Source organism: Kocuria tytonicola, assembly GCF_003687175.1.
Lineage (GTDB): Bacteria > Actinomycetota > Actinomycetes > Actinomycetales > Micrococcaceae > Kocuria > Kocuria tytonicola.
The window spans coordinates 811594-825799 of record NZ_RDEX01000001.1; the positions used below are offsets into that span (position 1 = coordinate 811594).

Annotated in this window: 17 protein-coding genes; 11 read left to right on the top strand and 6 right to left on the bottom strand. The window is 70.7% G+C overall.

Features of this window, described 5'->3' with window-relative positions:
* The first annotated feature begins 32 nt into the window (after positions 1–32).
* The 8 genes from EAE32_RS03665 (at position 33) to ccsB (ending at position 6589) form a co-directional block, all read left to right on the top strand.
* Positions 33–863, top strand: a complete 831-nt coding sequence (locus tag EAE32_RS03665) for a FadR/GntR family transcriptional regulator (RefSeq protein ID WP_240625193.1) — start codon at positions 33–35, stop codon at positions 861–863.
* A 162-nt stretch (positions 864–1025) separates the two neighbouring features.
* On the top strand, positions 1026–1124 hold the full coding sequence (locus EAE32_RS03670; protein ID WP_005504750.1) for a 30S ribosomal protein bS22: 99 nt from the start codon (positions 1026–1028) through the stop codon (positions 1122–1124).
* 68 nt (positions 1125–1192) lie between these two features.
* On the top strand, positions 1193–1507 hold the full coding sequence (locus tag EAE32_RS03675; protein ID WP_121864778.1) for a glutaredoxin family protein: 315 nt from the start codon (positions 1193–1195) through the stop codon (positions 1505–1507).
* A 178-nt stretch (positions 1508–1685) separates the two neighbouring features.
* On the top strand, positions 1686–2357 hold the full coding sequence (locus EAE32_RS03680; protein WP_121864213.1) for a histidine phosphatase family protein: 672 nt from the start codon (positions 1686–1688) through the stop codon (positions 2355–2357).
* 42 nt (positions 2358–2399) lie between these two features.
* Positions 2400–3029, top strand: a complete 630-nt coding sequence (locus tag EAE32_RS03685; protein ID WP_165860441.1) for a TlpA family protein disulfide reductase — start codon at positions 2400–2402, stop codon at positions 3027–3029.
* A complete protein-coding gene (locus tag EAE32_RS03690; RefSeq protein ID WP_121846514.1) occupies positions 3026–3784 on the top strand; it encodes a cytochrome c biogenesis CcdA family protein in 759 nt (252 codons plus the stop codon). The genes EAE32_RS03685 and EAE32_RS03690 overlap by 4 nt, the downstream gene beginning before the upstream one ends.
* Positions 3781–5460: a cytochrome c biogenesis protein ResB gene (resB, locus tag EAE32_RS03695; RefSeq protein WP_121864215.1), complete on the top strand. Its 1680-nt coding sequence runs from the start codon at positions 3781–3783 to the stop codon at positions 5458–5460. The genes EAE32_RS03690 and resB overlap by 4 nt, the downstream gene beginning before the upstream one ends.
* Positions 5461–5464: 4 nt before the next feature.
* Positions 5465–6589, top strand: coding sequence for a c-type cytochrome biogenesis protein CcsB (gene ccsB / locus EAE32_RS03700; protein ID WP_240625194.1), 1125 nt, complete (start codon positions 5465–5467; stop codon positions 6587–6589).
* Positions 6590–6752: 163 nt separating this feature from the next.
* On the opposite strand, the gene EAE32_RS11970 is transcribed toward ccsB, so the two are convergent.
* Positions 6753–7280: a PLDc N-terminal domain-containing protein gene (locus EAE32_RS11970; RefSeq protein WP_243635562.1), complete on the bottom strand. Its 528-nt coding sequence runs from the start codon at positions 7278–7280 to the stop codon at positions 6753–6755.
* Between the two features lie 139 nt (positions 7281–7419).
* Here EAE32_RS11970 and EAE32_RS03710 point away from each other — a divergent pair, with 139 nt between their 5' ends.
* Complete coding sequence (locus EAE32_RS03710; RefSeq protein ID WP_121846133.1) at positions 7420–7698, top strand: DUF4229 domain-containing protein; 279 nt, start codon at positions 7420–7422, stop codon at positions 7696–7698.
* Positions 7699–7719: 21 nt separating this feature from the next.
* Here the strand turns inward: EAE32_RS03710 and EAE32_RS03715 are convergent, their stop codons facing one another.
* From EAE32_RS03715 to EAE32_RS03730, 4 genes are all read right to left on the bottom strand, one after another.
* Positions 7720–8604 (bottom strand): 1,4-dihydroxy-2-naphthoate polyprenyltransferase, encoded by an 885-nt coding sequence (locus EAE32_RS03715; protein ID WP_121864216.1) that lies wholly within the window; start codon positions 8602–8604, stop codon positions 7720–7722.
* 95 nt (positions 8605–8699) lie between these two features.
* Positions 8700–9203 (bottom strand): 2'-5' RNA ligase family protein, encoded by a 504-nt coding sequence (locus EAE32_RS03720; RefSeq protein ID WP_121864217.1) that lies wholly within the window; start codon positions 9201–9203, stop codon positions 8700–8702.
* Positions 9204–9246: 43 nt separating this feature from the next.
* A complete protein-coding gene (locus tag EAE32_RS03725; protein ID WP_240625130.1) occupies positions 9247–10407 on the bottom strand; it encodes an AMP-binding protein in 1161 nt (386 codons plus the stop codon).
* 236 nt (positions 10408–10643) lie between these two features.
* On the bottom strand, positions 10644–11600 hold the full coding sequence (locus tag EAE32_RS03730; protein WP_121846137.1) for a 1,4-dihydroxy-2-naphthoyl-CoA synthase: 957 nt from the start codon (positions 11598–11600) through the stop codon (positions 10644–10646).
* Between the two features lie 225 nt (positions 11601–11825).
* Here EAE32_RS03730 and EAE32_RS03735 point away from each other — a divergent pair, with 225 nt between their 5' ends.
* Complete coding sequence (locus EAE32_RS03735) at positions 11826–12593, top strand: sulfite exporter TauE/SafE family protein (RefSeq protein WP_121846138.1); 768 nt, start codon at positions 11826–11828, stop codon at positions 12591–12593.
* Between the two features lie 32 nt (positions 12594–12625).
* Complete coding sequence (locus tag EAE32_RS03740; protein ID WP_243635642.1) at positions 12626–13201, top strand: maleylpyruvate isomerase N-terminal domain-containing protein; 576 nt, start codon at positions 12626–12628, stop codon at positions 13199–13201.
* A gap of 115 nt (positions 13202–13316) precedes the next feature.
* Here EAE32_RS03740 and EAE32_RS03745 read toward each other — a convergent pair whose 3' ends face one another.
* Positions 13317–13850, bottom strand: coding sequence for a P-loop nucleotide/nucleoside kinase family protein (locus EAE32_RS03745; RefSeq protein ID WP_121846140.1), 534 nt, complete (start codon positions 13848–13850; stop codon positions 13317–13319).
* Between the last annotated feature and the right edge of the window lie 356 nt (positions 13851–14206).

Genomic DNA, 14206 nt, shown 5'->3' on the forward strand with positions numbered 1-14206 from the left:
GTTGCTCACCCGTCGAGTCTAGGGTGGGGTGTATGGCAACGCATCGAGAGGTTCTGCAGTGGCTCGAGAACGAGCTGTTCGACGGACACCTGGTGCTGGGGCAGCGGCTCCCGACCGACAAGGACCTGGCCGCGATCTTCCGCGTGTCCCGCAACTCCATGCGCGAGACGCTGAAGATCCTCGAGGCGCAGGGCATCGTGAAGCTCTTCGAGGGCCAGCACCGCAGCATCCTCCCCATCCTGGTGCGTGAGCCCGCGGCCTCGGCCGGCCCCGCGCTGCAGCTGCACATGGCCACGTCCGAGCACCCGCTGCGGGACATCGTGGAGTCCCGGGTGCTGCTGGAGACGGCCTCATTGCAGCAGGCGGAGCGGCGCAGCATCCCGCGGGCGGAGCTGCAGGCCGTGATGGCGGAGATGGACCGCGAGGACCTGGGGCTCAAGCAGTTCCACGACCTCTACGTCAGCTTCCACATCGCCCTGGTGAAGGCCAGCGGCAATGCGGTGAACGTGGCCCTGTTCACCGCGCTGCGGGACTCCATCTACGAGTACACGATGGCGCTCGTGGGCCACGTGCCGCTGTGGAGCACCACGTCCAGCCGCATCCGGGCCGAGCACCGCGCCATCGTGGGCGCCCTGGAGGCGGGGGACCGCACGCTCGCGGCCCGGCTCGTGCGCGAGCACATCGAGTACCAGTACGAGGAGGCGGGGGTGGACCCGGAGCGCTCCGGCACCACCACGCACGATCCGCGGGGAGCGGGCACCGCGGCGTCGTCGTCCACCGGGGAGTCCCCCGGGGCGTCCTCGACGGACGCGAGGGATCCCGGGCCGGACGAGTTCGAGGCGACAGACCGCGCGAGCGCCTGAGCCGGCGGCGGGCCGCGCCCGTTTTCGGGCGGAGCGGGGTCACGCGGTATGGTAAACGGTAGTTTGCCGTTAATCGGATGTTGCCCCTGTCTTCCGTGGGGCGGGGTGGCGTTGACTCGCCGCACCAGCAAACACACTGTCCAGAGAACTGTGAGGGATCCTATGGGTTCGGTCATCAAGAAGCGCCGCAAGCGCATGTCCAAGAAGAAGCACCGCAAGCTGCTTCGCAAGACGCGTCACCAGCGCCGCAACAAGAAGTAGGCGCGCGTGAGACAGGCCCCGTTCCCCGCTGGGAACGGGGCCTTCGCCATGTGCGTAGCATGGGCGCCATGACAGCCCACCCCGCGCCCCGCACACCCGCCGCCCCCCGCGCCAGCGGCCTGTTGGCCGGGGTGGACTGGACCCGCCCCCGCCACGAGGTCGTGCTGCTGACCAAGCCGGGCTGCCACCTGTGCGAGGACGCCCGCGCCGTGGTGGCCGCGGTCTGTCGGGAGACCGGAAGCGCCGTGCGCGAGCAGGACATCACAGGGGACCCCGCCCTGCTGCGCGACTACGCCGAGTTCGTGCCCGTGGTCTTCGTGGACGGCGCCCCGTGGGACCGGTGGCGGATCGACCCGGACCGGCTGCGGGCCGTCCTGGACTGAGGCGCACACAGCGACCGCGGTGCACCCCCGGACCGGGGCACGCGTCCGTCCCGAGGTGCACCCCCGGAGCGGGGCACGCGCCCGGAGCGGGGCACGCGCCCGGACCGCGGCGCGCGCCTGGACCGTGGCGCGCTCCACCGGATTGGGGCCGCCCGGCCGGGTTTGAGACACTGGAGCCATGCCTTCAGCAACCGTCCACCTCCTGCGCCACGGCGAGGTCCACAACCCAGAGCACGTGGTCTACGGCCGTCTGCCGGACTACCACCTCTCCGAGAAGGGCGCCCGCATGGCGGAGGCCGCCGCGGCGGACCTCGCGCAGCGCGTGCAGGAGGGGGAGCGCATCGCGTTCCTCGCGTGCTCCCCGCTGACCCGCACCCGGGAGACCGCGGGGCCCGTGGCCCGTGAGCTGGGTCTGGGCGTCCACACGGACGAGCGGCTGATCGAGCCCGCGAACCACTTCGAGGGCCTGCACGTCACCGGGCGGGAGCTGGCCAAACCGCAGCACTGGCCGCACATGCTCAACCCGCTGCGCCCGTCCTGGGGTGAGCCCTACCGGCAGCAGGTGGCACGCATGGCGGAGGCCGTGCGCGAGATCGCGCGCGAGGCCGTGCGGGCCGGTGGCGACGGCGCCCAGGCCGTGGCCGTGTCCCACCAGCTGCCCATCTGGCTCACCCGGCTCTCCGCTGAGGGCCGCCCCCTCCCGCACGACCCCCGCAGGCGCGAGTGCAACCTCGCGTCCCTGACCTCCCTCACGTTCCGGGACGTCGACGCCGCCGAGGTCCCCACGGTGTCCTACCGGGAACCGGCGACCCACCTCTATCCAGGTGTCAACCAGCTTCCCGGCTCATAATCGGTGTCCACCCCACCCACGACGTCTTCAGGTGCTGCCCTCGTGAATTCTCCGCGTTCCTCCTCCCGGCCCGCCGCCCGCACGCGGGTGCGCACGGGCGTCGTCGCCGTCGTGGCGGCCCTGGGCCTGGCGCTCACCGGGTGCTCGTCCGGCAACGACGACCTCGCCGAGCAGGCCAACGCCGGGGGCGACAAGGGGTACGTGGCCGGTGACGGCTCCGTGAGCGAGTACGCACCGGACCAGCGCAAGGAGCCCGTGACCTTCGACGCCGCGATGTACGACGGCAGCACGGTCACCGCCGAGAGCATGCGCGGCAAGCCCGTGGTGCTGAACTTCTGGTACGCCGGGTGCGCCCCGTGCCGCGCGGAGGCCCCCGACCTGGCGGCGCTGCACGCGGAGCACGGGGACGAGGCGCAGTTCATGGGCGTGAACCTGCGGGACCAGCAGGCCACCGCCGAGGCCTTCGAGCGCAACTTCACGATCACCTACCCCTCCGCGACCGACCTCAACGGCGCGGTGCTGCTCGCCCTGAGCGACTACGTCCCCCCGCAGGCGGTGCCCACCACCCTGGTGCTCGACTCCCAGGGCCGGGTGGCCGCGCGTGTGCTGGGCAAGGCGGACAAGTCCACGCTGGGCGCGCTCATCAAGGACACGGTGGCCGAGTCCGCATGAACGGCAATCCCTTCGCCGAGGTCATCCTCGACGGCTCCCTGATTGCCGCGCTGCCCGTGGCCCTGCTCGCGGGCTTCGTCTCCTTCGCCTCACCGTGCGTGCTGCCCCTGGTTCCCGGCTACCTGGGCTACATCACCGGTCTCACCGGCGTGGACCTGCGGGAGCAGAGGCGCGGCCGGATCTTCTGGGGCGTGCTGCTGTTCGTGCTGGGGTTCTCGCTGGTGTTCGTGCTGATGTCCGTGGTGCTCGCCCAGCTGGGTGCGTTCGCCTGGTTCCTGGGCCAGCAGTGGATCATGGTGGTGCTGGGGATCCTGGTGGTGCTCATGGGCGTGGTGTTCCTGGGCGGTCTCTCGTGGTTCCAGCGGGACCGCAAGATCGAGCGCCGCCCGCCCCCGGGCCTGTGGGGCGCGCCCGTGCTGGGCATGACGTTCGGGCTGGGCTGGGCGCCGTGCATCGGGCCCACGTTCGCCGCCGTGCAGGCCCTCGCGTACGTGGACGGTGTCTCCACGGGCAAGGCCGTGGTGCTGACGCTCGCGTACTGCCTGGGTCTGGGGATCCCCTTCGTCCTCATCGCCCTGGCGCTGCGCCGGGGCGTGGGAGCCATGTCCTTCTTCCGCCGCCACCGCCTCACGCTGCAGCGCGTGGGCGGAGCGGTGCTCGTGCTCATCGGCCTGGCCATGGCCACGGGCGTGTGGTCCGCACTGGTCTCCTGGATCCAGTCCGAATTCGTAACCGATTGGGTGATGCCGATATGACCAAGGCGCGTACCCCGCGCGAGCGGAAGGCGCAGCGCCCGGACGTGGAGCTGCCGGCACTGGGACCCGTGGGCATGCTGCGGTGGGCCTGGCGGCAGCTGACCAAGATGTCCACGGCGCTGGTGCTGCTGCTCCTGCTCGCGATCGCCGCGGTCCCGGGTTCCCTGTTCCCCCAGCGTGTGCAGGACCCGGACGAGGTGGCCGGCTACATCCGGGCCAACCCCACCCTGGGGCCCTGGCTGGACCGGCTGCAGCTCTTCGACGTCTACTCGTCCTACTGGTTCTCCGCGATCTACCTCCTGCTGTTCATCTCCCTCGTGGGCTGCGTGATCCCGCGCGCGGTGCAGCACTTCAAGGCGTGGCGCTCCAAGCCCCCGCGCACCCCGCAGCGGATCTCGCGGCTGCCCCAGTACCGCAAGGTCATGCTCGGCGGGCGCGACGGCGCCGCGGGGCCCACTCCCACGGAGGCCGTGGAGCAGGCGGCGGCGGCCCTGAAGAAGCGCGGCTACCGGGTGCAGCCGCAGGACCTGGGTTCTGCCGCGCCGTCGGTCGCGGCGGAGCGCGGGATGATCAAGGAAGTGGGGAACATCCTCTTCCACGTGGCGCTGCTCGCGGTGCTGATCTCCGTGGCCATCGGCTCCCTGTTCGGGTACAAGGGCCAGAAGATCGTGGTGGAGGGGGAGTCCTTCGTGAACACCCTGGTGGACTACGACTCCTTCAACCCCGGCACGAACTTCAACCCCGACTCCCTCAACCCGTTCTCGGTGCAGCTGACATCGTTCGAGGCCACCTTCAACCGGGACACCTCCGACCCCGAGCACTACGGCCAGCCCACGGACTTCAACGCGGACCTCACCGTCCGGGAGGGCCCGGGGGAGCAGCCGCAGGACGTGCACCTCGCGGTGAACAAGCCCCTGAACGTGGACGGCACCAAGGTGTACCTGGTGGGCAACGGCTACGCCCCGGTGGTTCGGGTCAAGGACGGCGAGGGCAAGGTGGCCTACGAGGGCCCCGTGGTCACCGTCCCCTCGGACTCCGTGTACACGTCCTCGCTCACCCTCAAGGTCCCGGACGCGCAGCCGGACCAGCTGGGCTTCGCGGGGCTCCTGCTGCCCACGGCGGTGTCCCAGGAGGGGCAGATTCCCAAGTCCGTGGACCCGGCGCTGAACAACCCCGCCCTGCTCCTGTCCTCGTTCTCCGGGGACCTGGGCCTGGACAGCGGCCAGCCGCAGAACGTGTACGTGCTGGACACCCAGCACCTCACCGAGCTCAACTCCTTGTCCTCCGGCAACGGGCCGCTCCTGCTGGACGGCCAGCACCGCACCGCGCAGCTGCCCGGTGGCAAGGGCAGCGTGGAGTTCCTGGACGTGAAGCGCTACGTGGGTCTGGACATCCACAGCGACCCCGGGCGCATCCCCGCGTTCATCTCCTTCCTGGTGGCGTTCGCTGGGCTCATCATGAGCCTGTTCATCGCCCGCCGCCGGGCCTGGGTGCGCGCCACCGAGACGGAGGACGCCAACGGGGCGCGGTGTACTGTGCTGGAGTACGGACTCCTGGCGCGTGGCGAGGACCACCGCCTGGGCGCGGAGGCGGAGAAACTGACCGGTCTGTGGACGTCACTGTGGGAGGACCGCGGCGTGCGGGAGTACCACCTGAATTCGTCGGATAAGGCGTGAGGCAATGGGTAGCGACATCAATGTGACTCTGGGCAACTGGAGCGAGTGGTTCATGCTCCTGGCCGCCATGACCTACATGGTGGTGTTCGTGGCGTTCGTGTGGGACATGGCCTCCCACTCCAAGACCCTGGGCCTGCAGGAGCAGCGCCGCGCGCAGAAGCGGGCGGCCGCGCAGCAGGAGGACGCCAGGGAGCTCGTGGGAGCGGGCGCCGTCGGCTCCTCGGCGGCGGGTGCCGAGCACCCGGGTTCCGGGCGGTCCGTCCGCGCCACGGCGGCGGCCGACGCCGCTCCGGGCGAGTTCCGCACGACCGCGGACAACTCCACCCGGGGCGCCGGGGAGTTCGAGTCTTTGAACTACCGGCGCAACGCCCGCCGCCCCGCGGCCCGGGTGGCGGTGACCCTCATGGTCATCGCGTTCCTGCTGCACGCGTTCGCCGTGGTCTCCCGCGGCATCGCCGCGGACCGTGTGCCCTGGGCCAACATGTACGAGTTCTGCAGCACGGGCGCGCTCGTGGTCTCGGGCGTCTACCTGGTCACCCTGGTCTTCAAGGACCTGCGCTTCGTGGGCCCCATGGTCTCCGGGCTCGTGCTCATCATGCTGTGCCTGGCCACCATCGCGTTCCCCACCCCGGTGTCCCCGCTGCAGCCTGCGCTGCAGTCCTACTGGCTGATCATCCACGTCTCCATTGCCGTGGCGGCCTCCGGGATCTTCACCATCACGTTCGCCATGGCCGTGCTGCAGCTGCTGCAGTCCCGCCGCGAGAAGCGCCTGGCGGCGGGGGAGGAGTCCCGCATGGGCTTCCTGCGCGCCGTCCCGGACTCCGTGACGCTGGAGAACTTCGCGTTCCGCCTGAACTCCGTGGGCTTCGTGTTCTGGACCTTCACCCTGGCCGCTGGCGCCATCTGGGCGGACCAGGCCTGGGGCCGCTTCTGGGGCTGGGACACCAAGGAGGTCTGGACCTTCGTGGTGTGGACCGTCTACGCCGCCTACATGCACGCCCGCGTGACCCGCGGCTGGAACGGCAACCGTTCCGCGTGGCTCTCGATCGCCGGGTACATGTGCGTGGTCTTCAACTTCACCATCGTCAACACGCTCTTCCCGGGCCTGCACTCCTACTCCGGCCTGTGAGCCCCGCGCGCTGAGTCCCTCCGGTGGCGCGGGTGCCGCGCTCCCCGGAGGACGACGCCGCCCCACCCCTCGGACGACGAGCCCGCCCCCGCACTTCGGTGCGGGGGCGGGCTCGTTGCCGTAGGGACTCGCGGGTGTCCCGGGAGCGGTGGTTCCGGACCGGCTACCGCTCCGCGGAGGGGGAGCTGCCGTGCGGGGGCTCGGGGTCGTTGCCGGTGTCCTCCGCCGGGTCCCCGGGGCTCTCCGGACGCCCCGGGCCGCGGCTCTCGAACCGGGGATCGGCGGGGTCGAGCGGCTCGTTCCGGGCGGTGCCGTTCCCGGCGTCATCGCCCCCGGCGGCGTCGTGCCGGTGGGGGGAGCGGCCGGTGCGCTTGAGCTCGTTCTCCCACTCCTGGAGCCTGCGGGCCCGCTCCTGCTGCCGGCGGCGCTCCTCGAGGTTGCGGAGGAACTGGGGGTCGTCGTCGGGGCCGCGGCCGCGCGCCGGCTCGCGGGCGGCGTCGTTGCGGGGGCGGCCGAAGAAGAGCCACAGCAGGGCGCCGACGACGGGCAGGAGCAGGATCACCAGCAGCCACGCGCCCTTGGGAATCGCGCGCACCGTGTACTTCTCCGACTGCGCGCACTCGATGAGCGCGTAGATGATGACGCCCACTGCCAGTGCACCCGCGCCGATGATCATGATCGCTCTGCCCATGCGCATCATCCTAGGCGGGGAGCCCGGGGCCCTCCCGACCGTGGCACGCCCGTTTCCCGTGGGAACCGGGTGGTTCGTCGCGGCGTGCCCGGTGGCGGATGCCCGGGGGACGTCCAGGCCGAGCCCCTAGACTGACCGTGTGAACTTCGTGAAGTATTCCCTGCTGCGCCTGGGCATCCTGGTGGTGCTGTTCCTGCTGTTCATGCTCGTGGGGCTGGGGATGGTCTTCTCCGGGATCGCCGCCGTGCTGGCCGCGTTCGCCATCTGCTACATCTTCTTCCCCAGGCTGCACTACGCGGCGGGGCAGGACTTCCACCGGATGATCTCCCGCAGCCCCAAGCCCGCCAACCGCGTGGCGCTGGAGGACCAGGAGATCGAGGACTCCTACACGGACTCCGAGGCCCGCAAGGACATCTGAGTCCCGGGCTCGGCGGCGGCCCTAGCCCAGGTACCGGTGGACGACCACGGCCGCCGCGTAGAGCACGGTGACGCCCAGGTTGATGAACCCGCACTGCTTGAGCACGGGGATCAGCTCCCGCCGGTCCGCAGCCTTCAGCACCGTGGAGGCGGCGTTGAACGCCAGCGGGCTCACGGCGTAGACGAGCAGCACCCACGGGTTGTGGGGGACCAGCAGCAGCGGCAGGACCATCCCCACGAACAGCTCGGCCGTGAACGTGAGCCGCGCTTTGGGATCACCCAGGCGGACGGCCAGGGTCCTCTTGCCCACCTCGCGGTCACCGGGGATGTCGCGCACGTTGTTGGCCATGAGCAGCGCGCAGGCGAAGAGTCCGGTGGAGACGGCCATGATCCACGCGTCCGCGTTCAGCCGGTCGGCCTGCGTGATCGTGGTGCCCAGGGTGGCCACGAGCCCGAAGAACACGAAGACGAACACGTCCCCCAGACCCAGGTAGCCGTAGGGCTTCTTCCCGCCCGTGTATCCCCAGGCGGCCAGGATGGCGAGCACCCCCACCACGGCGAGCCACCACTGCTGGGAGAGCACCACGAGCGCCACACCGGTCACGGCGGCCAGCCCGAAGCACGCGAACGCGGCGGTCTTGACCTCGCGCGGGGCCGCGGCACCCGAGCCGGTCAGGCGCAGCGGGCCCACACGGTCGTCGTCCGTGCCCCGCACGCCGTCCGAGTAGTCGTTCGCGTAGTTCACGCCGACCTGCAGGAACAGCGCCACGAGCAGCGCGAGCACGGCGTGCAGCGGCCGCGCCGCGTGCATGGCGTGCGCCGCTGCGGTCCCGGCGATCACGGGGGCCGCGGCCATGGGCAGCGTCCGCAGACGCGCTCCCTCGACCCACTGAGCTGGTGTGGCCACGGTGCAACCTTTCACGTACTGACGGCGGATTCGTCCTCATTGTTTCACGCGCTGTGCACGTGCACATGCCACCGGGTGCGGCGGGGTCCCCGGGCTCAGGGCACCTCCACCGTGGTCTCCCGCCGGTCCGGGTCCCAGCGCCGCAGGGCGACCGCTTCCAGGGCTTGTGGTGGGGCGACGTCGCTGAACACCTCCAGCGCGCGGCCCACCCCGGCGGCGTCGAGACGCTTGGCGAGGGTCACGTGGGGAACCCACGGGCGGTCGTCCCCTCCGCACATGCGGCGCAGCTCCGCCGCAGCCGTGTGGAGATCGGGTGGCACGGCCAGCGCCTCCGCGAGCACGAAAGGCCCCGAGCCCAGGACGGTGAGCCCCGTGACGGGCAGCGGGCACGGGAGCAGGGGGCGGACCAGGGACCGCGCCCGCTCGAGGACGGCCTCCTCGAAGTCCGGGGCGGCCAGCACGGTGAGGTGCGGCGCGTTGGAAGAGCTGCGGTGGGTGGCCAGGCTGGGCAACCCGGCCTCGCGCAGGGCGTCCCAGCGGGCGCGGACGGCCCGGTCGTGCTCCGGTGCGAGCACGAGGTCCAGGGAGTGGGCGGGCATGAGTTCTCCTCCGGGACGGGGTGGCGATCGACTGGTGCGCCGCTCAGGTGGCATGCCCTGCGAACAGCTCCACCGCGGCTCGCCGGTCCGGTTTGCCCGTGCTCAGCAGGGGCAGGGCGGCCACGTGGCGCCACAGCTTGGGCGCTGCGGGTGCACCGAGCCGGGCGCGCACGGTCTCGGCCAGTTCGCGCTCCAGCGTCCCTCTCTGCTCGGCGTTCTCTGCGGCTCCGGGGCGTGGCGCGATCACGGCGGCGACGGCCTGACCCCACTCGGGATGGGGGAGCGCGACCGCGAGGGCCTGCCGGACCCGTTCGTCCTCCAGCAGCACGGCGGCCACCCGCCCCGCGGAGACCTTCACGCCCCCGGTGTTGACCACGTCGTCCGTGCGGCCCAGGACCGTGAGCTCGCCGCGCTCGTCCACGGCCCCGAGGTCGTCGGTGCGGTACCAGCGCTGCCCGTCCAGCACCCGGAAGTGCGCGGCGGTCTGGGCGGGATCGTCCAGGTATCCCGCGGCCACCACGTCCCCACCGAGCCAGATGCGGCCCTCCGAGCCGCGTGGTGACCCGGCCGAGGAGGGCGGCCCGGCGGCGTCGGGATCGGGAACCACGCGGACGGTGACTGCGTCCAGGGCGGTGCCGTCGTACACGCAGCCGCCGCACGTCTCGGACATCCCGTACGTGCGCACCACACGCACCCCCGCGTCCTCGGCGCGGGCGGCGAGGTCCGGGGCGAGCGGGGAGCCGCCCACGAGCACGGCGTCGAAGCGCGCGAGGGCGGCCACCGCGCGGGGGTCCGGGGCGCCGTCGTGCGGGTCCAGGATGCGCTGCAGCTGCGTGGGGACCACGGAGACGCAGCGCACCGGGTGGCTCAGCCGCTCGGCGGCGTCCGCGAAGGCGCCCGGGGTGAAGTGCTCGGCGGCCATCACCACGGGTTCGGTCCCGGCGAGCACCGAGCGCACGAGCACCTGCACGCCCGCGACGTAGTGTGCCGGCAGGCACAGCAGCCACTGCCCCGTGCCCGAGGTGGCCCGTTCGGTGGCCCGCCCGGACGCGGTGAGCGCCTCGGTGCTCAGGACGGTCTTCTTGGGCCGCCCCGTGGAGCCGGAGGTGGCCACGACCACCGCGGGCCCGGGCCGGGACAGCGCCCTGCGGAGCCGGGGAAGCAGGGCAGCGGGATGGCCCTCGAGCGGGCCGTCCAGCACCACGACGTCGCTCGGCAGCTCCTCCGACCGGGGCGCCGTGGGCGCGTGACCGGGCAGGGGTGCTTCTCCCGGCGCGGAGTCAGCGCCCGACGCACCGGGCCAGGACGTGGCGGCGACGGGTGGTGCACCTGCCCCGGACGTTGAGGGACCCGGTCCCGGCGCGGAGGTGACCGGGGCAGAGCGGACGGGTGCGGCGGCGTCGTCGAGGGGGCCTGAACCGTGGGGGCTCACGCGGCGGCTCAGAAGTAGTAGGGGAACGCGGACCAGTCCGGGTCCCGCTTCTGCAGGAAGGCGTCCCGGCCCTCCACGGCCTCGTCCGTCATGTAGCCCATGCGGGTGGCCTCTCCGGCGAAGACCTGCTGGCCCACCATGCCGTCGTCCGGGAGGTTGAAGGCGTACTTGAGCATGCGCACGGCCTGCGGGGACTGGGAGGTGATCTTGCGCGCCCAGTCCAGGGCGGTGGACTCGAGCTCGGTGTGGGGGACCACGCGGTTCACGGCGCCCATGCGGTGCATGTCCTCGGCGGAATACTCGTCCGCGAGGAAGAAGATCTCCCGGGCGAACTTCTGACCCACCTGGCGAGCCAGCAGGGCGGAGCCGTAACCGGCGTCGAACGAGCCCACGGTGGCGTCCGTCTGCTTGAACTTGCCGTGCTCGGCGGAGGCGAGGGTGAGGTCGCACACCACGTGCAGCGAGTGCCCACCGCCCGCGGCCCACCCGGACACCGCGGCGATGACCACCTTGGGCATGGTGCGGATCAGACGCTGCACCTCCAGGATGTGCAGACGCCCGGCGCGGGCGGGGTCGATGGAGTCGGCGGTCTCGCCCTCCGCGTAGTGGTAGCCGTCCCGGCCACGGATGCGCTGGTCCCCGCCGGAGCAGAACGCCCAGCCGCCGTCCTTGGCGGAGGGCCCGTTGCCGGTGAGGATCACGGCGCCCACGTCCGAGGACATGCGGGCGTGGTCCAGGGTGCGGTACAGCTCGTCCACCGTGCCCGGGCGGAAGGCGTTGCGGACCTCCGGGCGGTCGAACGCGATGCGCACCCACGGCAGGTCCTTGACCACGGCCCCGTCCGCGTCCCGCTCCACCCCGCGGTGGTAGGTGATGTCCTGCAGGTCCGTGAAGCCCTCCACGGGCCGCCACTGCTGGGGGTCGAAGATCTCGGACACTCGTTCGGGAAGCTGCGCGTTGGTCATGGGTACCACTGTAGGACGGGGCGGGGTCGCGACGCCGCTGCCCGGTCCGCGTGCGCCCTGCCCCCCCCGTTGCGTTTACTCCGTTGTTGCAGATCTAGCGCTGCTCAGGTGCAGTTGCTCCACCCGACGGCGCGTGAGCTGGACTGCGCGGCGCTCCCTTGATCGGGGACTAGATTGCTCTGGGAGCAGCGGCGGGTTGTTCCGGTACCGGCAGGAAGGACCCCCATGGCCATGCTTCCCGATCTGAGCACCGTGGCATGGGCGGCGCTCGCCCTCGCCGCGGTCCTGGTGGGCTTCTCCAAGACCGCGCTGCCGGGGATCAACACGCTGGCCGTCGCGATCTGCGCCGCCGTGCTGCCCGCGAAACCCTCCACGGGCGCGCTGCTGCTCCTGCTGATCGTGGGGGACATGTTCGCGCTGTGGACCTACCGCAAGCACGCCCACTGGCCCACGCTGGTCCGCATGCTCCCGGCGGTCCTCGTGGGGCTCGCCCTGGGCGGTGTCTTCCTGGCCTTCGCGGGTGACTCCCTGGTCCGGCGCGTCATCGGCGTCATGTTGCTGCTCCTCATGGCGCTCACGCTCTGGCAGCGCCACCGTGACGCCGCCTCCCGGGAGGACGACGGCGCCGCGCCGGCCCCTGCCTCACGCACCGCGGCCGTGGGGTACGGCTCCCTGGGTGGGTTCACCACCATGGTGGCCAATGCCGGCGGGCCGGTGATGTCCATGTACTTCCTGGCCGCCCGGTTCCCCAAGCAGGCCTTCCTGGGAACCGCGGCGTGGTTCTTCGCCGTGATGAACCTCCTCAAGGTCCCGGTGTCCGTGGGCCTGGGACTGATCAGCACCCAGACCCTGGTGCTGGACGCCCTCCTGGTCCCGGGTGTGGTGCTCGGCGCGTTCGCGGGCCGCTGGGCCATCTCCCGGATCCGGCAGCGGGTGTTCGACACCGCCGTGATCGTGGTGACGGTGCTGGGAGCGCTCTACCTGCTGGTCTGATGTGGCGGCACTAGGATTCAGTCGTGGACTCGATGACGCAGGTGCTTAGCGACTCGGTTGTGCAGATGCGGTCATTGCTGGGGGCCGTTGCAGACCTCTCGTGGGCGGCCCCCGCCGGAGATGTGGAGTGGTCCTGCCGTGACACGGCGGTGCATGTTGCGGACGACCTGTTCTCCTATGCGTCTCAGGTGATTGCTCAGCCCCAGGACAACTATCTGCCCATCGACGTGGTGGTGGATCAAAACGCAACCAACTGCCAGGTTCTTGAGGCAATCGGCATGTGTGGCCGAATGCTTGAACAGGCCGTTGAGAACGCCCTCCCCGAGGTCCAGGGCTGGCACCCTTATGGTGTCTCAGACGGCCCCGGGTTTGCTGCGATGGGCGCGGTCGAGGTCCTGGTACACACCTACGACATTGCCCGTGGCCTGGGTCTGGAGTGGAGGCCACCTGGAACCCTGTGCGCGCCGCTCCTGGGTCGGCTTTTCCCTCACGCGCCCGAGGGAAATCCCACCGCTGTGTTTCTCTACTGCTGTGGCCGAGTGCCCCTGGGCGAACGTCCCCGACTGGAGGAGTGGGCATGGGACTCCAGCGTTCCTGCGGCGCGCTGACCTATTGCACTCATGAAGTTGCGCGGTTCCTGGCCTGCTCCACCGGCGGTCGAGAAAAACGACCGTCTGATCTACACTCACCGTCACAATCCTTGGAACACGGCACGAGTAGGCGTCAGGGTGCTGGCAATGCTCCCCGGGCGTCTCGCAGGGCACTCTCGGCGACAGTGGTGTCGACCACGACGCGTGCGCCATCGCGATCCTCGTTCCAGGGCACCCAGCCGTCGACCTGGACCTCGCTCCACCTCGGAACATGGTGCCCGGGGATATCGGCCTGGCGGGACTCGACACGGCGGCGATGCTCATCCCCATCTAGCAGAACGGTCTCGAGGACCGTCAATTGGGCGCCGCACCGGTGCGCGGTTTCACGCCAGGCGGCGCGAGCCTCGGGAACGGCGTTGACAGCGTCCGCGATGACGTTCATTCCGAGCAGCAGGTTGGAAGCGGCAACCTCGTGGACGACCACGTAGCCGGCTGTGCCGACGTGTTCCTGGACCCTGTAGAGAGCTGTTTCGACGGCATCGACGCGTAGGTAGCAAGCACCCGTCGCCTGCGCCAGCTGCTTGGCGAGCGTCGTCTTGCCCATGCCTGAGCGTCCTGCCAGCACGCAAAGCCACGGTCTATGGGTTCTCTCGCGTTCTTTCTGCATGGTCTCGATGCTGTCAGGTTTCGCGACGATTTGCGTTTCGTCGTCACCGCACCGTCACCGGTGCGGATGCCCTCTCTTGACGAGTCTAAGCAGTGCCGAAATGGTGGTGGTGCGTTGACCGGTTGAACTCGCTTGCGTGTGAGCTACCGGGTGCGTGGTCGAGGCTTAGCTGTGATTAGAACGTCGGTTTCTCCGAGAATACGACGAGGCCACAAAGGTAATAGCGGGCAGCGAGAGGAACAGGAGGAGACGGGCAAGCCCGGGCTGGCTGCCTGGACGGGCGGAAACCGGAATGATGATGCAAGGGGCGAGGGCCATGAGACCGATGACTCCTGCCGTCAGGCGTTGCACAACAG